At 44.0% G+C, this 17,226-nt stretch carries 19 protein-coding genes; 18 read left to right on the forward strand and 1 reads right to left on the reverse strand.

Annotated features, from left to right (window positions below; all coding sequences use genetic code 11):
- The first annotated feature begins 16 nt into the window (after positions 1 to 16).
- The 4 genes from ACY8DX_RS01235 to uvsE all read left to right on the forward strand — a co-directional run bounded on the left by ACY8DX_RS01235 (position 17) and on the right by uvsE (position 5,450).
- A complete protein-coding gene (locus ACY8DX_RS01235; protein ID WP_462406063.1) occupies positions 17 to 1,378 on the forward strand; it encodes a UDP-N-acetylmuramoyl-tripeptide--D-alanyl-D-alanine ligase in 1,362 nt (453 codons plus the stop codon).
- A 136-nt stretch (positions 1,379 to 1,514) separates the two neighbouring features.
- Positions 1,515 to 2,201, forward strand: coding sequence for an alpha/beta hydrolase (locus ACY8DX_RS01240; RefSeq protein ID WP_462406064.1), 687 nt, complete (start codon positions 1,515 to 1,517; stop codon positions 2,199 to 2,201).
- A gap of 274 nt (positions 2,202 to 2,475) precedes the next feature.
- On the forward strand, positions 2,476 to 3,954 hold the full coding sequence (locus ACY8DX_RS01245) for a degradosome RNA helicase CshA (RefSeq protein WP_049672452.1): 1,479 nt from the start codon (positions 2,476 to 2,478) through the stop codon (positions 3,952 to 3,954).
- Positions 3,955 to 4,478: 524 nt separating this feature from the next.
- The gene (gene uvsE / locus ACY8DX_RS01250; protein WP_439802445.1) at positions 4,479 to 5,450 is read left to right on the forward strand and encodes a UV DNA damage repair endonuclease UvsE; all 972 of its coding nucleotides are present in this window, start codon (positions 4,479 to 4,481) and stop codon (positions 5,448 to 5,450) included.
- On the opposite strand, the gene ACY8DX_RS01255 is transcribed toward uvsE, so the two are convergent.
- Positions 5,451 to 6,038, reverse strand: a complete 588-nt coding sequence (locus tag ACY8DX_RS01255; RefSeq protein ID WP_439802446.1) for a rhomboid family intramembrane serine protease — start codon at positions 6,036 to 6,038, stop codon at positions 5,451 to 5,453. It abuts the gene before it with no gap.
- Positions 6,039 to 6,086: 48 nt separating this feature from the next.
- On the opposite strand from ACY8DX_RS01255, the gene acpS reads away from it, so the two are divergent.
- From acpS to ACY8DX_RS01325, 14 genes are all read left to right on the forward strand, one after another.
- Positions 6,087 to 6,446: a holo-ACP synthase gene (acpS, locus tag ACY8DX_RS01260; protein WP_462406065.1), complete on the forward strand. Its 360-nt coding sequence runs from the start codon at positions 6,087 to 6,089 to the stop codon at positions 6,444 to 6,446.
- A 235-nt stretch (positions 6,447 to 6,681) separates the two neighbouring features.
- The gene (locus tag ACY8DX_RS01265; RefSeq protein WP_049672448.1) at positions 6,682 to 7,671 is read left to right on the forward strand and encodes a LolA family protein; all 990 of its coding nucleotides are present in this window, start codon (positions 6,682 to 6,684) and stop codon (positions 7,669 to 7,671) included.
- A 119-nt stretch (positions 7,672 to 7,790) separates the two neighbouring features.
- Positions 7,791 to 8,954, forward strand: a complete 1,164-nt coding sequence (gene alr / locus ACY8DX_RS01270; RefSeq protein WP_462406066.1) for an alanine racemase — start codon at positions 7,791 to 7,793, stop codon at positions 8,952 to 8,954.
- 159 nt (positions 8,955 to 9,113) lie between these two features.
- Positions 9,114 to 9,395 (forward strand): CopG family ribbon-helix-helix protein, encoded by a 282-nt coding sequence (locus ACY8DX_RS01275; RefSeq protein WP_049672447.1) that lies wholly within the window; start codon positions 9,114 to 9,116, stop codon positions 9,393 to 9,395.
- Positions 9,388 to 9,750 (forward strand): type II toxin-antitoxin system PemK/MazF family toxin, encoded by a 363-nt coding sequence (locus tag ACY8DX_RS01280; RefSeq protein WP_049672446.1) that lies wholly within the window; start codon positions 9,388 to 9,390, stop codon positions 9,748 to 9,750. Before ACY8DX_RS01275 ends, ACY8DX_RS01280 begins: the two co-directional genes overlap by 8 nt.
- 335 nt (positions 9,751 to 10,085) lie before the next feature.
- Positions 10,086 to 10,916, forward strand: a complete 831-nt coding sequence (locus ACY8DX_RS01285) for an RsbT co-antagonist protein RsbRA (RefSeq protein WP_049672445.1) — start codon at positions 10,086 to 10,088, stop codon at positions 10,914 to 10,916.
- A 2-nt stretch (positions 10,917 to 10,918) separates the two neighbouring features.
- Positions 10,919 to 11,275 (forward strand): STAS domain-containing protein, encoded by a 357-nt coding sequence (locus ACY8DX_RS01290; RefSeq protein ID WP_049672444.1) that lies wholly within the window; start codon positions 10,919 to 10,921, stop codon positions 11,273 to 11,275.
- Between the two features lie 4 nt (positions 11,276 to 11,279).
- On the forward strand, positions 11,280 to 11,681 hold the full coding sequence (locus ACY8DX_RS01295) for an anti-sigma regulatory factor (RefSeq protein ID WP_049673079.1): 402 nt from the start codon (positions 11,280 to 11,282) through the stop codon (positions 11,679 to 11,681).
- A gap of 11 nt (positions 11,682 to 11,692) precedes the next feature.
- On the forward strand, positions 11,693 to 12,703 hold the full coding sequence (locus ACY8DX_RS01300; RefSeq protein ID WP_049672443.1) for a PP2C family protein-serine/threonine phosphatase: 1,011 nt from the start codon (positions 11,693 to 11,695) through the stop codon (positions 12,701 to 12,703).
- 64 nt (positions 12,704 to 12,767) lie between these two features.
- A complete protein-coding gene (locus ACY8DX_RS01305; RefSeq protein WP_049672442.1) occupies positions 12,768 to 13,100 on the forward strand; it encodes an anti-sigma factor antagonist in 333 nt (110 codons plus the stop codon).
- Positions 13,097 to 13,570 carry an anti-sigma B factor RsbW gene (rsbW, locus tag ACY8DX_RS01310; RefSeq protein WP_049672441.1) on the forward strand — a complete coding sequence of 158 codons (474 nt, stop codon included), beginning with the start codon at positions 13,097 to 13,099 and terminating at the stop codon, positions 13,568 to 13,570. The genes ACY8DX_RS01305 and rsbW overlap by 4 nt, the downstream gene beginning before the upstream one ends.
- Positions 13,548 to 14,348, forward strand: coding sequence for an RNA polymerase sigma factor SigB (gene sigB / locus ACY8DX_RS01315; protein WP_049672440.1), 801 nt, complete (start codon positions 13,548 to 13,550; stop codon positions 14,346 to 14,348). The genes rsbW and sigB overlap by 23 nt, the downstream gene beginning before the upstream one ends.
- Positions 14,345 to 14,953: a PP2C family serine/threonine-protein phosphatase gene (locus tag ACY8DX_RS01320; protein WP_049672439.1), complete on the forward strand. Its 609-nt coding sequence runs from the start codon at positions 14,345 to 14,347 to the stop codon at positions 14,951 to 14,953. The genes sigB and ACY8DX_RS01320 overlap by 4 nt, the downstream gene beginning before the upstream one ends.
- Before the next feature lie 99 nt (positions 14,954 to 15,052).
- Positions 15,053 to 17,215 (forward strand): Tex family protein, encoded by a 2,163-nt coding sequence (locus ACY8DX_RS01325; protein ID WP_439802450.1) that lies wholly within the window; start codon positions 15,053 to 15,055, stop codon positions 17,213 to 17,215.
- Positions 17,216 to 17,226: the final 11 nt, after the last annotated feature.

The following is a 17,226-nucleotide window of genomic DNA, read 5'->3' on the forward strand; positions in this document are numbered from 1 at the left end:
GTAATGGAGGATTAACATGATTAAACGTACACTAGCTGAAATTGCAGCCATGGTAGACGGACAAATTCACGATTCAATGAAAGAGGTCGTGGTAGCGGGCGTCACAACAGATACGAGAAAAATCACGAATGCCAATCTTTTCGTGCCGCTCCAAGGAGAGAAAAGCAATGGTCATGACCATGTCCAGCAGGCATTCGAGCAAGGAGCTTCAGCGAGCTTTTGGGAACATAATCAGCCGAATCCGCCAGAAGGGGCAGCCCTCGTCTTTGTTGATGACAGTCTAAAGGCCTTGCAGCAATTAGCAAAGGCCTATTTGAATGAGCTCGATACGAAGGTAATTGGCATCACAGGCTCAAACGGGAAGACGACGACAAAGGACATGACGGCGTCCATATTGGGAACGAAATATCGAGTCCACAAGACAAGCGGGAATTTCAATAATCATATTGGCCTGCCGCTGACTGTGTTATCGGCTCCTCAGGATACCGAGATGCTAATCCTGGAGATGGGGATGAGCAGCCGCGGGGAAATCTCGCTCTTATCCAAGATCGGACAACCTGATGCAGCCATCATCACGAATATCGGGGAATCCCATCTGCTTGACCTTGGCTCAAGAGAAGGAATCGCTGACGCGAAAATGGAGATTGTAGAAGGGCTCAAGCCGGACGGCGTCTTAATTTATAATGGTGACGAACCTCTGCTCATTAACAGAGTTACCGACCTGGAAATCCGTAAAATCTCGTTTGGAAGAAGCCTCACGAATGATTACTACCCGCTTAAGATTGAATCGGGGCAGGATGACATGAAATTCACGATTGAAAAGGAAGGTCAGCATGAATTCCTTCTGCCGGTGCTTGGTACACATAATGTATTAAATTCGATGGCAGCCATTGCTGTCGGCAGGGAAATGGGCGTTTCCTTTGATGAAATCGCAAAGGGTCTCAGTGAGCTGAAATTAACGAATATGCGGATGGAGGTAACCTTCGGTGCGAAGGGTGAGAAAATCATTAATGATGCCTATAACGCAAGTCCAACTTCCATGAAAGCAGCCATTGAGCTCGTGAAAGCCATGACAGATGCCACGAAGAAGATTCTCGTTCTAGGTGATATGCTCGAGTTAGGACCAGAAGAAGCTGCCTACCATTACAAAATGGGAGAACTCATAACAGAAGAAATTGATTATGTATTAGCATATGGGGAATTGTCTGCCAATCTAGCAGAAGGGGCGAAAGGGAACCTTGGCGCAGAACGCGTCTTCCACTTCGATGATAAACAGGCGCTCGTTCAGAAATTAAAAGAGCTTACAGAGCCTCACGCGCTGGTGCTTGTGAAGGCATCCCGCGGCATGAGACTTGAAGAGGTTGTTGGAGCTCTATAAGGGTTAATAAAAAGAGGTCATTTGTTTCATGCGGTAAAGCATAAATGAGTGACTTCTTTATTATTTTTATTCATAACCTTATAATAAAAATAAGGAAATGGGTAATATATTAAATAGACAGAATTAGGGGTATAAAATGATCGGATGCCTTTTTATTCATGGATTTACTGGTTCTCCGCTGGAAGTGGAGCCTTTAATGGAATATATAAAAGAGCGTACAGACTGGGTCACAGCCTGTCCGGTTCTCCCTGGACATGAAGAGGGAGGCAGTTTAAGAGGCATATCCTATACCGAATGGCTGGATGCAGCAAGCAAGGCGCTTGATGAACTGCAGTGTCAGTGTGATACAATTTATGTAGTTGGCTTTTCGATGGGAGGCATGATTGCATCCACATTAGCGGCTCATCAATCGATTGATAAATTGGTTTTGCTTTCACCAGCCGTTTTCTACTATTCGCCGAAACAGCTCTCCATCGAGATTGGGGAAATGTGGCGTGAAATGCTTCGCGGACAGCTTAAAGATAATGCTCTATATCTCCGCTATCATGCGAAGATTAAGCATACACCGCTTTCTGCAGCTATGCAGTTTAGAAGGCTGGTCAGACAATACCGGCCGCGTCTGCAGGATATTTCGGTACCCATCTTTATTGCTCACGGCCTCCAGGACGGCATTGTACCGTATAAGAGTACCCAATATGTATATGACACCGTAGCATCGAAGGAAAAAACAGCAGTGTGGCTTGATGAATGTCATCATTTGATTTGTCATTGTGAGAATAATCAATGGCTCTTTGGAAAAGTGTATGAGTTCTTGCACACATAAAAAGGCTCATGTATATTTTAGCAGTCCACAATATTTGCAATCCGGCTATGTATTTGATACCATAAAGTAATTACATGCGTTTCATGAACATTTTCCAAATGAATTGGACTTATGAACTCATGCTGCCGGGGGTATTTTCGGCCGCTTTTTTTTATGAGATCGAACCCTGTGCGACAGGAATATTGAACTGACACCTAATCCTGTTAGACAGGAATGAAAAATATATTGAAGCAATTGTTAAAAACACCTATTTGAAAAAGGGGTAGAAAAATTAATGGCATTATTTAGTGAATTAGGAATTAGCCGCAACACATTACGAGCAGTAGAAAAAATGGGGTTTGAAGAAGCAACTCCAATCCAATCTGAGACGATTCCTCTCGCATTAGAGGGCGGAGATCTAATTGGACAGGCTCAAACAGGAACTGGTAAAACAGCTGCTTTCGGAATTCCGATGATTGAAAAAATTGATGTAAAGAAAGACGAAATCCAAGGTTTGATTATTGCTCCAACACGTGAGCTGGCAATCCAGGTTTCAGAAGAGCTTTACAAAATTGGAGCAGGCAATCGCTCCCGCGTCCTTGCAGTATATGGCGGACAAGATATTTCTCGCCAAATCCGTGCGTTGAAAAAACGCCCGCATATCATCGTTGGTACACCTGGACGCCTTCTTGACCATATCAACAGAAAAACGATTCGTTTGAACAATGTTCATACAGTCGTTCTTGATGAAGCGGATGAAATGTTGAACATGGGCTTCATCGAGGATATCGAATCCATTTTGTCTTCTGTGCCTGATGATCACCAAACCTTGTTATTCTCTGCGACAATGCCGGATCCAATCCGTCGTATTGCCGAAAGATTCATGCATGAACCAAAAACTGTTCGTGTAAAAGCAAGAGAAATGACTGTACCGGCAATCAGCCAATACTATGTACGTGTTCCTGAAAGAGAGAAATTCGATACATTAACACGTCTTATCGACATTCATACACCAGAATTGGCTATCGTTTTCGGACGTACAAAACGCCGTGTTGACGAACTTGCAGAAGCACTGACTGTTCGCGGCTATACTGCTGAAGGAATCCATGGTGACTTGACTCAAGCACGCCGTATGTCTGTTCTTCGCAAATTCAAAGAAGGCACAATTGACGTATTGGTTGCAACAGACGTTGCTGCCCGCGGTCTTGATATCTCAGGCGTTACTCATGTATACAACTTTGATATTCCACAAGACCCAGAAAGCTATGTTCACCGTATCGGCCGTACAGGACGTGCCGGTAAAGAAGGTATGGCGATTACATTCGTCACACCGCGTGAAATGTCCTATCTTGAAGTCGTTGAACGCACAACGAAGAAGAAAATGGAGCGCATGAAAGCACCAACAGTAACAGATGCTCTTGAAGGTCAACAAAGAACAGCTAAAGAGAAGCTTTATAATGTAGCTTCCTCTGAAGATCTGACTGCATACCTTCCACTTGCGAAGGAAATGCTTGAAGATCAAACCGCTGAAGACCTAGTAGCAGCAGCATTGAAATTATTCGTTAAAGAGCCGGATGAGAAACCTGTAACGATCACTGAAGAAAGACCGTTGCCATTCCGCAAAGAAAGCTCCTACAAAGGAAAAGGCGGAGGCGGCAAACGTCCGTACAATCGCGACGGACGCTCTGGAGACAGAAGACGCAGCGGCGGCAATAATCAAGGCGGACGCAGAAAGTCTTACAGCAACTCCAAACCAAAGAACCAAAGCAAATAATCAATCGATTGATTGACATAAGCCAGCCCAAATAGGGGCTGGCTTTTTTATGCATTCAGGTTGTAGAAGCTTCGTGAGGTGAGAATTGAGAAGGGTGTAATGAGGGATATCGCCTTCAGTGTTCTGTGTCGTCTGCAGATATGGGTGAGGAGTTCAGGGTACGAATGCTTCCTAAGTCAGCTGCCTTACCAAAATTGGCGTAATGGAAGAAATTTTGAAAGGAATTAAGATGAAAACAGGCAAATTTACTTCAAAATGCCTGTCAGCTTGGGCCTTTTAACTTTTAAAGGATGAAGGAAGCTCACTTTTGAAGAGAGTAAAGGCTGATTTCATGTTTTAAGGGCGAAACAAAGGGAGTTAAGGGCGAAAACATCTCATTTAAGGGCGGAGAGGTTGATGTATGGGCGATGTGTTGAGGGTAAGGGCGAAAATCCAAGTTGTATGAATGTAAGGAGTGTTTCAGTAGGTCTCTCATAAACAAAAAAATCCTTGCTCATACTAAGGGCAAGGAGATGGTGTTTAAAATGACTTATATTCGATTAGGATATGTGGCGATGAGCGTGGAGCTGCAAAATGCTTCCCCGTCACAGACAATGACCTATGCTCAGTTCAGTAAGCTGAAAGACCGTGAGGCAGCTGTAAGGAAGCTTGAACGAATTGCACAATCGAACCTTCATAATTGCTTACGTTTACTGAAGCATAATGAAGCAAGTGGGATAGAGTTTTTCCGCTTTTCCTCTAAGCTTGTTCCGTTGGCCGACCATCCAGACCTAGCGGATTGGCCGTATATGAATGCGTTAAAACAAGAGGCCGCTGAGATTAAGCAGTACTTAATTGAGCATCCTTACATGAGAGTAGATTTCCATCCAGACCATTTTATCGTACTCAATAGTCAGGACAAGGAGGTGCTGAGGTCCTCCATCAAGGCGTTAACCTTCCATTACAGGATGCTGAAGGCGTTTGGTATATTCCCAAAGCATCGATGTGTGCTCCATGTCGGCGGGGGTTATAATGATAAGGAGCAGGCTCTGGAGCAATTCATTTTGAACTGGGCGCATGTGCCGGCGCCGATTCAGGAAATGATTATCTTAGAGAACGATGATACCCTTTTCGGTGCAGATGATGTTTTATATTTATGTGAAAAATTAGGGATACCCTTTGTATTTGACCTGCATCATCATAAAATGAATCCGCAAGGTGAGTTTGAAGAAAAGTGGGAGAGGATTGCTGAAACATGGGGGCATTCTCCGCTCCCGGTAAAGGTTCATTTATCCTCACCGAAGGATGCGAAAAATCCAAAGGCACATGCTGATTATGTGGAGGTTTCTGAAATTGTTGAGCTCATGAAGGGAAACAAGAGGGCTGCCGAACAGATTGATGTTATGCTTGAGGCGAAGCTGAAGGATGCTGCTGTGTTCCGTATGGCAGAAGAGCTGAAGCATACTCCTGGGTTTAAGCAAGTAAAAGGAGCGTGCTTCAACGTCAGCCTGCTGTGATTATTTCCTGTTCAAAAATAGAGGAGCGAGAAGGAATCCGGCTGCCAGTCCGCCAATATGGCCGACCAAGTTTACAGATGTCTGCATGAAGGATAGGACGACCGAAAGAACAATTAAGGCTAGAATGGTCTGTGAATTTTGGCGGGTCATCAGATGTTTCTTATATAATAAGATATAGGCATAGCAGCCAAATAGTCCGAAGATGGCGCCGCTTGCTCCCACATGGACATACATAGCTGGCATTGTCAGTAAAGTAATGACATTGGCCAGGATGCCGGACAGCAAGAAGAGCAGGCTGAAGCGCGCTGTTCCGGCCAGGGACTCAATTCCGGGGCCAATGATGATTAAGGTAAAGAGATTAAAGAGGATGTGCGGAAAGTTGGCATGCATGAAAATCGGTGTAACCAGCCGCCAGTATTCTCCCTCGCTGATGAGAAAGTTGACACCGCTGAGAGAGGTAAAGATATCAATGCTAGGCAGAATAGGCAGGGCAGTTGCCGCAAATAGAATGGCGCAGATAGCAGCGATAAGGCTTACGGCTGGGTAGAAGCGTATAAATTGTGAAAAGCTTTCTGATCTAGTGAACATAGGCATCATCCTATCGAATAAATATTTTGAATAAAAGGCGGGCGATTCATGATACAAGGAATAGGGTTGGATATAGTGGAGTTGGACAGGGTGCGTGATTTGCTTGAGCGCAAGCCGAAGTTTGCGAGCCGAATTTTGACTCCTGAAGAAATGGAGATCTTTGAGAGCTTAGGCGAGCGGAGGAGAATTGAGTGGTTTGCCGGTAGATTCTCCGCTAAGGAGGCCTTTTCAAAAGCTGTCGGCACAGGGATAGGCAAGGAGCTCTCGTTTCAGGATATTTCCATTATACAAGAAAAAAGCGGAAAACCAATCATTCGGCATTGCCTCTCCTATGCTGTTCATCTTAGCATCACGCATACGAGTGAGTATGCGGCTGCTCAGGTCATTCTCGAGGATAGGTCAAGATAGAAATTCAATGGGAAGGTACATAATTAGACGGGCTCTCTCATATATTCAATTAGCGAATAGGAGAGACAAGGCCTCATTCATTCCCATGCGCCGATTGATGTAATGTCAGACAGTAAGAGAGTAATAGAGTTTGCTGTTTAAGGTCGTGCTGATGGCGTGTTTGTGCCTTATCCTCTCCCTTTTACTTACTAATGTAAAAAGGGGATGAGAAGCTTTGAGGAGGTTACTAGTGCTGATGTTTGCATTGTGTTTGATGTTTGCATTGGCGGGCTGTGGTCAGAAATCACAAACAGATGTGGTCGATGCACTCGAGAAAAAGATGTCTGAGATAAAAGGGTACAAGGCTGATGCGAAAATGACGCTTAAGATGGGTTCAGAGCCGCAGGAGTATGATGTAGAGGTCTGGTATGAGGCTCCTTCTAATTACCGAGTTAATTTGAAGAATGCCCAGAAGGACCAAAGTCAAATTATTTTGCGTAATAAGGAAGGGGTATTTGTTTTGACGCCGGCACTTAATAAGAGCTTCCGCTTCCAAAGTGAATGGCCGAAGAACAGTTCCCAAGCGTACTTATATGAATCTCTTATCATGGATGTGAGCGATGATAAGGATGCGACCTTTAAGACAACAGATGATAGCTATGTATTTGAATCGAAGACCCGCTATCAGAATAATAAGATGCTTCCTTTGCAGATCGTGGAATTTGATAAGAAGACTCTAGCGCCTAAGCGTGTTGCAGTGATGGATTCGGACCGCAATACACTTGTAGAAGTAAGCTTTGAGAAAACGACCTTCAATCCGGATTATGAAAAAGGTGCCTTTGACGTCAGCAAGAATATGACAGGTGCCCAGCTGGAAGTTCCGGTCATGACAACTGAGGAGGATGTTGATCTTGAGGTTCAATATCCAACAGCTGAGATTGATGGAGTCGTATTGGCGGGTGAGAAGATGATTGAAACGGATGAGGGACAAAAGGCTGTTCTCACCTATGCTGGGAAAGAAAAGGAATATACCTTGATTGAAAATAATTCCAAAGTTGTGACAGAAGCAGCCGTGACGACGGTAACAGGCGAGCCGATAGACCTTGGCTTTACAGTTGGTTACATGACAGACAATTCTATCTCCTGGTCCTATGAAGGAACAGATTTCATGCTGGCAGGCAAGAACCTGACCATGGATGAATTACTGATGGTGGCCAAATCAGTGGCGCCAGTTGGAGAGAAATAATCATCATGAGATAGGTCCGCGCATATGCGGGCCTTTTATTTTGCCTATGAAAGATTGACTATCGTTTGAAATAGGAGAATAATGAAAACACAGAACTTCAAAAGGAAGGTACAGCAATCATGATGAGCAACCAATTTTACCGTGATACATGGGCTGAAGTGAATCTAGACCACGTTCAAGAGAACATAAAAGCAATTAAGGGACTATTGCCGGAGGAGACTTCTATAATGGCAGTCGTAAAGGCAAATGCTTATGGACATGGCGATATTCAAGTGGCCAAAGCCGCCCTTGGTGCAGGTGCGACTTCTTTGGCTGTGGCCTTTTTGGATGAGGGAATCCGTCTCCGTGAGCTTGGGGTAGAGGTACCGATTCTTGTCCTCGGTTCGACGCGTCCGAGTGATGCTCCTATAGCTGCAAAGTATGGCATCCGTGTAAATGTGCACAGCAAGTCCTATGTCGAGGAAGCGCTCAAGGTTCTTGATGGCAGCGAGCGTCCCTTATATATTCATATTAAGGTCGACACAGGGATGAGCAGACTCGGCATACGCACCAAAGAAGAAATGAAAGATCTTGAATATATTTTACAGAATCAAAATAAAATACAGGTAGAAGGTGTTTTCACTCACTTTGCCAAAGCAGATGAAATAGAACTGGACCATTCGCAAAATCAGCTTACAAAATTCATCTCCATTCTTCATAGTATGGACACTCTTCCGCCGATGATTCATACGAGCAACAGTGCCGCTTCGATGAGGATGCCTGAGGCCTATTTCAATATGGTTCGGGTTGGCATTGCTATGTATGGACTGAGCCCATCGCCGGAAATCAAGGATGAGCTTCCAGTTAATCTTAAGCCTGCCCTGTCTCTCTATACAAAGGTCAAGCAAGTGAAGCAAATCCATGAGGGTGACACGGTCAGCTACGGAGGCACCTATGAAGCAAAGGGTGAGGAGTGGATCGCCACACTGCCAATCGGCTATGCAGATGGGTGGATTCGCAAGCTTTCAGGACAAAATGTACTGATTAAAGGCAAGAAAGCGCCGATTGTAGGAAGAATATGCATGGACCAATGTATGGTGAAGCTCGATGAACCTGTTGAAGAGGATGCAGTCGTAACATTGATTGGGACGGATGGTAATGAAGCCATTACAGCGGATGAGCTTGCAGAGAAGCTTGAGACCATCAATTATGAAATAACATGCCAGCTTTCAAGCCGTATTCCAAGAGTCTATAAAGCAGGCGGAAAGGCAGTCGAAATTGTCAATATGTTATTTCGTAAATGATTTTTCAACACATTTTTGAATAAAATCCGTATAAACTGCGGGGAATTAGCTTCATAATAAGAAAGAAATGTACTAGACACCTTTCTTTGAGGTGGTATTGATGTTAAGATATAAAAAAAGGACTAAAGTGGTTTGTAGTGATGGTGGAGGTGTTTGCCTGTGTCTGAGTCCAGTGCAACAACAGAAATTCTAATACGCTTGCCCCAAAATTTGCTAAGTGAGTTGGATGGATACGTGCGAGAAGAAAATGTAAATCGAAGCGAATTTATTTATCAAGCAACGAAGATGTACTTGCAAGAACGTAAGAAGAAGGAATTTCGTGAATCTATGCGCCGTGGATATATGGAGATGGCTAATATCAACTTGACTATGGCAGCTGAAGCCTTTCAGGCCGAATATGAAGCTGAACATGCTGTGGAGCGTTTAGTCAGCGGTGAATAAGGGTTTAAATGTTAAACGTGGTGATGTATATTTCGCTGATTTGTCTCCAGTGGTAGGATCTGAGCAAGGCGGAGTCAGGCCTGTCCTAGTCATTCAAAATGACATAGGGAATCGATTCAGCCCAACCGTAATCATTGCGGCAATTACGGCTCAAATACAAAAAGCGAAACTGCCGACCCACGTAGAAATTGATGCCGAGAAGTATGGATTCGAACGAGATTCTGTTATTCTGCTCGAACAAATTCGGACAATTGATAAGCAACGATTAACTGACAAGATTACGCAGCTAGACGATGAAATGATGAAAAAAGTTGTGTATGCTCTTCAAATTAGTCTTGGTCTGGTGGACTTATAAAGTGAATATTCAGCAGTCAATTATGTTCTGCAGTAAAAAGCTATCAAGGGAATAATCTTGATGGCTTTTTTATTTGCCTAAAATTGGATTAAATATTACTGTTATATGTAAAATAAGGATTTTTTGAGTAAATGAAAAAAAAGCGGGAATAAAAGCATGTGGTTCAAAATTTAGGGTAAATAATTATGTTTTTGACTAGAAGAAGCCCCCGCATTCTGATTTCCCATTTTTCATCCTAGTGTTTATAATGTGGTTATATAGAACATTTGTAATTATCGAATTAATATTGTCATTGGCATAGAGGTTAAGCATTAGATAACTTTAAGGAGGAACTAATGAATAAGTTTGTGCAGAATTATATACAGGATCATAAAGGGGACATCCTTCAGAGCTGGGTTGACAAGATGAAGGAAAATGCGGATGAACGGGTAATCAATGTTGTATCTGATCAGGTATTTGTTCGGACAAGCAATGAGTTCATTGAGGTGCTGATATCCAATATTACGGACTCAAACGAAGAATTCCAATCTAAGCTTGGAGACTTCGCAGAGAAAATTATCCGTCTTGGCTGGCCTCTCACCTTTGTAAATGAAGGGATGAAATTATTTAATATCGTCGTCACAGAGGGTATGGTGAAAGAGGGCGTAATGACGAAGGACAACCAGTTGGAGATTGTCCTGGACTTTGATGAATGGATCACACCGTTGAATAATGAAATCATCAATGTGTATACATCTACTTGGGAAAGAACCGTTTCCCTGCAGCGTATAGCGCTTCAGGAACTCTCTGCACCGCTTATTCCGGTTTTTGAGGGAATTACGGTTATGCCTCTTATTGGCACCATTGATACAGAACGAGCCAAACAGATTATGGAGAATTTGTTAAGCGGGGCTGTTAGACACCGTTCAGAGGTTGTATTGATTGATATTACCGGAGTGCCTGTTGTAGACACCATGGTGGCGCATCACATTATACAAGCAGCTGAAGCTGTACGCCTCGTCGGAGCGAAATGTATGCTTGTAGGGATTCGCCCGGAAATTGCTCAAACAATTGTTAACTTAGGGATCAATTTAGATGAAATTATTACAAAAAATACACTAAAAAAGGGTGTGGAAGCGGCACTCCAGATTACGAATAGAAAAATTATAGAGATTACGGAGGAGTGACAATGAGAATTCCAATATTAAAGCTGCATGATTGCCTGCTAATCTCGATTCAATGGGAATTAGATGATGCGACAGCTCTTCAATTCCAGGAGGATTTATTACATAAGATCCATGAAACCAATGCGAATGGGGTCGTGATCGATTTAACGTCAATCGAGATTATTGATTCGTTCATTGCCAAGGTTCTAGGGGATGTCATTAATATGTCGAAGCTGATGGGTGCTAAAGTGGTGATTACAGGCATACAGCCGGCCGTCGCCATCACATTGGTCGAGCTTGGCATTACGTTATCTGATGTCATGACGGCAATTGACCTTGAAAAAGGATTGGAGAAATTACAGAAGGAACTGGGGGACTAGCATGATGAGTACCCAATCCTACGTAAAAATATTAAATGAGTGGGATATTGTTGCTGCCCGGCAAGTAGGGAGAAATGTGGCCAAGGAGTTAGGGTTTGGCACAGTGGACCAGGCGAGAATCACCACCACGATCAGTGAATTGGCGAGAAACATTTATTTATATGCAGGCCAGGGGGAAATCTGTATTGAGAAGCTATGGGATAACGGCAGAACAGGCTTGCGCATCATAGCAGAAGATAAAGGTCCTGGTATCAGTGATATCAGAAAAGTGATGGAGGACGGCTACACCACATCAGGCGGACTAGGTGCAGGGCTGCCTGGAGTAAAGCGTTTGATGGATGAATTTGATATTGACTCAGAAGTGGGAGTTGGGACGAAAATCACGACAACCAAATGGATTCGATAGGGGGGAGATGCGTGACGAAAAGAGAGTATTTGGAAAGAGATTACCGAGATGCTCTCTCGAAGTACTTAGCAGAGCAGACGGAACAGGCTCTATATTTGGGTCAGAAAATCAGCAAATCAGCCATGGAAAGTGACGTATCACCAGAAGAGATTATTAGTATCCATCAAAATGCGCTGAAACAAATCTTCCCTGACCTTTCGAGCGATGCGATGAATTCACTCGATTTCCTGCTTGAGGTGATGCTTGAATACGGCGTTGCTTTCCGTGAGCTCCAAAGCTTGAGGCACCAGCAGCGCGAGCTGAAAAGTGAAATGGAAATTGCGACAAATGTTCAGCAAACTTTGCTTGGCACAAATATTCCGGTTGTGGATAATCTCGATATCGGAGCAATCAGTGTGCCGGCCAAGCATATGAGCGGTGACTATTTTCACTTTGTAGAGGATGAACATAACCGGGTTGCTGTGGCGATTGCGGATATTATCGGGAAAGGGATTCCAGCAGCATTGTGTATGTCCATGATTAAATATGCGATGGATTCCCTGCCGGAGCACCGGACATCCCCAGCAAGTGTACTTGAGAGCATCAATAGAGTGGTTGAACAAAATGTGGACCCCAGTATGTTTATTACCATGTTTTATGGGTTATATGACCCTTCTAATCATATCTTTACATATGCATCAGCTGGACATGAGCCAGGGTTCTTCTATGATTATCAAGAAAATAAATTTACGGAGCTGACTGCAAGAGGGCTCCTGCTTGGGGTGGACAAACGGACGGTATACAAACAATATGAGCGGAAAATCGAAGTCGGCGACATGATTATCCTGCTCTCGGACGGCGTAACGGAATGCCGGACAAAGGAAGGGTTTATCGAGCGGGATACATTGGTTGAACTTATCCAAAAATCAATCCACCTTGATGCGCAGTGCATTGTAAATAATTTGTTTAAGAAGCTTGAAAAAATGCAGCATTTTCAGCTGCGTGATGACTTTACGTTAATCATTATCCGACGTAAGTTTTAGATTGGATAAAAACGGGTATTTATAAGAACGCTAAAGACATATTTTTTGAGGAGAGGGTCAATTAATGAATATATCTATTGATGTTCAAGATATAAATTCGGAAGTTCGTGTATACGTGAAGGGGGAGATTGATGCCTATACGGCACCTCGTTTAAGGGAGAAGCTTTTCCCGCTCTCTGATAAAGACAAAGTAGTAATGGTGGTCGATTTATCAGAAGTATCCTATATGGACAGCACGGGGCTGGGCGTATTTGTCGGTTTGTTTAAGAACGTCAGGGCACATAATGGTGATTTTAAGATCATCGGTTTATCCGAACGCTTGCATAGATTGTTTGAAATCACGGGACTTGCTGATATTATCCATATAAAAAGCCATGCAGAGGGTGGAGCACAATGACTGAGACATATGAATACATTGAGATGAAATTACCGGCCAAACCAGAATTTATCGGAATCATGCGATTGACGCTGTCAGGCATCGCCAGTCGGATGGGATTTTCCTATGATAGTATAGAAGATTTGAAGATTGCGACAAGTGAAGCTTGCACAAATGCTGTTCAACATGCTTATAAAGGTAAGAATGAAGGGGAAGTAGTGATCGGATTCGGCCTTTATGAAGATCGCTTGGAAGTGATGGTTGTTGATAATGGACAGAGCTGCAATTTTGACGAAGTAAGACAAGGATTAGGTCCATACGAGAGAGACCAGTCTGTGGAATTTCTAAGAGAAGGAGGATTGGGTCTATATCTGATTGAGACGCTCATGGATGAGGTTAAAATACACCAGAATGAGGGTGTGACAGTGTTCATGACGAAGTTTCTTGAGGGGGAGCAGGTGGAGAGTGATGCAGAGACAATCTCAAACTAACGAAGAAATCAGAGCTCAAACTAAGGAACAAGTCACCCAGTGGATTAAGGCATATCAAGAGAATGGAGACCAGGAAGCACAAAATCAACTCGTCCTCCATTACCAAGGTTTAGTCGAAACAATCGCAAGGAAATATTCCAAAGGGAAATCTTATCATGAGGATATCATTCAGGTGGGCATGATTGGCCTGCTCGGGGCAATTCGCCGGTATGATGATTCCTTTGGCAAAAGCTTTGAGGCATTCGCTGTTCCGACTATTATTGGGGAGATTAAACGCTTTCTACGTGATAAGACGTGGAGTGTTCATGTGCCGCGCAGAATTAAAGAACTAGGCCCCAAGATTAAGACAACCGTAGAAGAACTAACCTCAACATTACATCGTTCTCCAAAGATAGAAGAGATCGCCAGATACTTGGATGTTTCTGAAGAAGAAGTTCTTGAGGCAATGGAGATGAGCAAGAGCTATCAAGCCTTGTCTGTTGACCATTCTATAGAAGCGGACTCAGATGGAGGCACCGTGACGTTGTTAGATATCTTCGGGAACATAGATGAAGGGTATGAAAAGGTAAATCAACGCTTGGTGCTTGAGAAGGTCTTGCACGTTCTAAGTGACCGGGAGAAGAAAATCATCCAATATACGTACCTTGAGAACTTAAGTCAGAAAGAGGCTGGCGACAGGCTTGGCATCTCGCAAATGCATGTATCCCGCTTGCAGAGAAGAGCCATTAAGAAACTGCAAGAAGCAATTAACGCTGAGAACTCGGAGTATATTCAGTGAAACATGAAATCCTGCGGGATAGCAAGGTTGAGGCAATTGCCGCTCAATCGTCTAAGAACGGCAAGGCCTTATGTGGGGATGATTACTTTTTCTTGGCAACTGATGATTATTTCATTTGTGTATTGGCGGATGGTCTAGGGTCAGGTGAATTTGCTCATGAATCCTCGCGCGCAGTGACTGATGTAGTTCGTGACTGCCATGAGGAAGATGTGGACTCATTAATGGATCGGTGCAACCGAGTGCTCGTTCAGAAGAGGGGAGCGGCAGTTGCTATCTTTAAGGTTTATTTCAAGGAGAAGAGATTCCGCTACAGCTGTGTTGGGAATATCCGGTTTTATCTTTATCCGCCAAATGGCGGCAAATTGGTTTACCCTCTTCCGGTGACAGGCTATATGTCTGGGAGGAAGCAGCATTTTCATACACAGGAATTTTCCTATATACCTAATTCGAGATTCTTGATTCATTCAGATGGGTTTGAAATGAGGGGCACAAAGAACTTTTTCGGGCTCTCAGGATCCCTGGAAGTATCAGCTAAGCAGCTGGAACATACGAATTCAGCTGCCTCAGATGACATAACATTTATATTCGGAAGTCTACTTGAATGAAACAAGAGGCTTCTTTTTTTGTCTGAACTCCCCTTGTGATTCCAGTATAAGGAATGTGGTACTATTAAGAGAAAAGCCCTAATAGAAAGGTTAGATTGAATGAAATCCAAAGAGGAACTAATTCGCCTAATAGCCAATCAGGCTTCCGTCAAAGAAAAGCAGGCTGCTAATGTACTGACGCTTCTGGAAGAAGGAAATACCATTCCTTTCATTGCGCGTTACCGTAAAGAAATGACCGGCTCGCTCGATGAGGTGCAGATTAGGACAATCTCGGAGAAATGGACATACCTGGACAATCTGGAGAAGCGCAAGGAAGAGGTCCTGCGTATTATTGAAGAACAGGGAAAATTAACGCCTGAGCTGCGTAAGGAAATTGTGCAAGCAACGAAATTACAAATGGTAGAGGATCTATATCGTCCTTATAAACAAAAACGCCGTACGAAGGCGACTGTCGCGAAGGAAAAAGGACTTGAGCCGCTTGCTGAGTGGGCTATCGCAGGCCCTGTGTCCGGCAGCCCGCTTAAGGAGGCGGCGCATTATATCGATAGCGAAAAAGGAGTTGAATCCGCTGAGGAAGCCTTAGTGGGGGCGAGAGATATCATTGCTGAGATAATCGCAGATAACCCAGCCTTCCGGAAGTGGATTCGGGATGATACATACAAACACGGTATGATCAAATCAGTCGTGAAGGATGAGGAGAAAGACGAGAAGAATATTTTTGAAATGTACTATGATTACGAGGAAGCAGCTGGAAAGATTGTCCCTCACCGTATCCTCGCCCTTAATCGTGGAGAGAAGGAGGGTGTCCTAAGAGTCAGTGTTAAAGCAGACGTAGATAGAATTCTCGGCTATATCGAACGCCAAGTGATCAAAGGAAAAACAGTATGTGAAGATCTCTTGAAGGAAGCGATTGAAGACGGCTATAAACGTCTCATCCAGCCTTCCATTGAACGGGAGATTCGCAATGAGCTCACCGATAAGGCGGAAGATCAAGCTATTCATATCTTCTCTGAGAACCTTCGCAACCTATTGCTTCAGCCGCCCCTTAAAGGAAAAATGGTGCTGGGAGTGGATCCCGCTTACCGGACAGGTTGTAAATTTGCCGTTGTTGACCAAACTGGAAAAATGCTGGAGATTGGAGTTGTCTATCCGCATCCGCCTGTTTCAAAAAGAAAGGAAGCAACGGAAAAGATTTTGCGGATTCTTAAAGAATATGAAATCGAGCTTGTCGCGATTGGGAATGGTACAGCCTCACGTGAAACTGAGCAATTTATCGTCGATACATTAAAGGGACAGCCTAAAGACATTTATTATTTAATCGTCAATGAAGCCGGGGCGAGTGTCTACTCAGCTTCAGATATTGCTAGAGAAGAGTTCCCTTCACTTCAAGTAGAAGAGCGAAGTGCCGTTTCAATCGCCCGCCGTCTGCAGGACCCGCTGGCAGAGCTTGTTAAAATCGATCCGAAATCAGTCGGTGTTGGCCAATATCAGCATGATGTTTCAGAGAAGAAATTGAACGAATCTTTATCCTTTGTCGTAGAAACAGCCGTCAACCAAGTTGGTGTTAATGTTAACACGGCATCACCATCCCTTCTCCAATACGTCGCCGGCCTCTCAAAAACAGTTGCCCAAAATATTGTGAAGAAGCGAGAAGAGGAAGGGGCTTTCACGGACCGGAAGGAACTGAAGGCTATTCCTCGTCTGGGAGCGAAGACATATGAGCAGGCAATCGGATTCCTCCGTGTGCCGGATGGGGCAGAACCATTGGACCGGACGGCTATTCACCCTGAGAATTATGCGGCAGTACGCTCTCTGCTGAAAAGCCAGGGGCTATCAACAGATGATCTAGGCAGTGAAAAGCTGCGAAAGGCATTGGCGCATGTTGATGTTCGTACGCTGTCAGTGGAATTAGGAGTCGGTGAAATCACACTTCAGGATATCCTGGACTCTTTAATGCGTCCTGCCAGGGATCCGCGTGATGAACTTTCTGCTCCACTCTTGAAGAAGGATGTCCTTAAGCTTGAGGACTTGAAAGCGGGGATGGAACTCCAAGGAACCGTCCGTAACGTTGTAGATTTCGGAGCCTTCGTGGACATTGGCGTAAAGCAAGCGGGACTGGTGCACATTTCAAAGCTGAAAAACAGTTATGTAAAGCATCCGATGGATGTAGTCGCAGTAGGAGATGTTGTCACTGTCTGGGTAGAGAAAGTGGATGTGCCAAAAGAGCGTATTGCGCTAACGATGATTGCACCGAACTCTTGATCATAAAAGAA

The sequence above is a fragment of the Gracilibacillus sp. Marseille-QA3620 genome, from assembly GCF_054950035.1.

Coding starts and splice junctions, on each gene's coding strand:
- ACY8DX_RS01235 (WP_462406063.1), top strand. CDS start 17: ATGATTAAACGTACACTAGCTGAAATTGCAGCCATGGTAGACGGACAA.
- ACY8DX_RS01240 (WP_462406064.1), top strand. CDS start 1,515: ATGATCGGATGCCTTTTTATTCATGGATTTACTGGTTCTCCGCTGGAA.
- ACY8DX_RS01245 (WP_049672452.1), top strand. CDS start 2,476: ATGGCATTATTTAGTGAATTAGGAATTAGCCGCAACACATTACGAGCA.
- uvsE (WP_439802445.1), top strand. CDS start 4,479: ATGACTTATATTCGATTAGGATATGTGGCGATGAGCGTGGAGCTGCAA.
- ACY8DX_RS01255 (WP_439802446.1), bottom strand. CDS start 6,038: ATGTTCACTAGATCAGAAAGCTTTTCACAATTTATACGCTTCTACCCA.
- acpS (WP_462406065.1), top strand. CDS start 6,087: ATGATACAAGGAATAGGGTTGGATATAGTGGAGTTGGACAGGGTGCGT.
- ACY8DX_RS01265 (WP_049672448.1), top strand. CDS start 6,682: ATGTTTGCATTGTGTTTGATGTTTGCATTGGCGGGCTGTGGTCAGAAA.
- alr (WP_462406066.1), top strand. CDS start 7,791: ATGATGAGCAACCAATTTTACCGTGATACATGGGCTGAAGTGAATCTA.
- ACY8DX_RS01285 (WP_049672445.1), top strand. CDS start 10,086: ATGAATAAGTTTGTGCAGAATTATATACAGGATCATAAAGGGGACATC.
- ACY8DX_RS01290 (WP_049672444.1), top strand. CDS start 10,919: ATGAGAATTCCAATATTAAAGCTGCATGATTGCCTGCTAATCTCGATT.
- ACY8DX_RS01295 (WP_049673079.1), top strand. CDS start 11,280: ATGAGTACCCAATCCTACGTAAAAATATTAAATGAGTGGGATATTGTT.
- ACY8DX_RS01305 (WP_049672442.1), top strand. CDS start 12,768: ATGAATATATCTATTGATGTTCAAGATATAAATTCGGAAGTTCGTGTA.
- rsbW (WP_049672441.1), top strand. CDS start 13,097: ATGACTGAGACATATGAATACATTGAGATGAAATTACCGGCCAAACCA.
- sigB (WP_049672440.1), top strand. CDS start 13,548: ATGCAGAGACAATCTCAAACTAACGAAGAAATCAGAGCTCAAACTAAG.
- ACY8DX_RS01325 (WP_439802450.1), top strand. CDS start 15,053: ATGAAATCCAAAGAGGAACTAATTCGCCTAATAGCCAATCAGGCTTCC.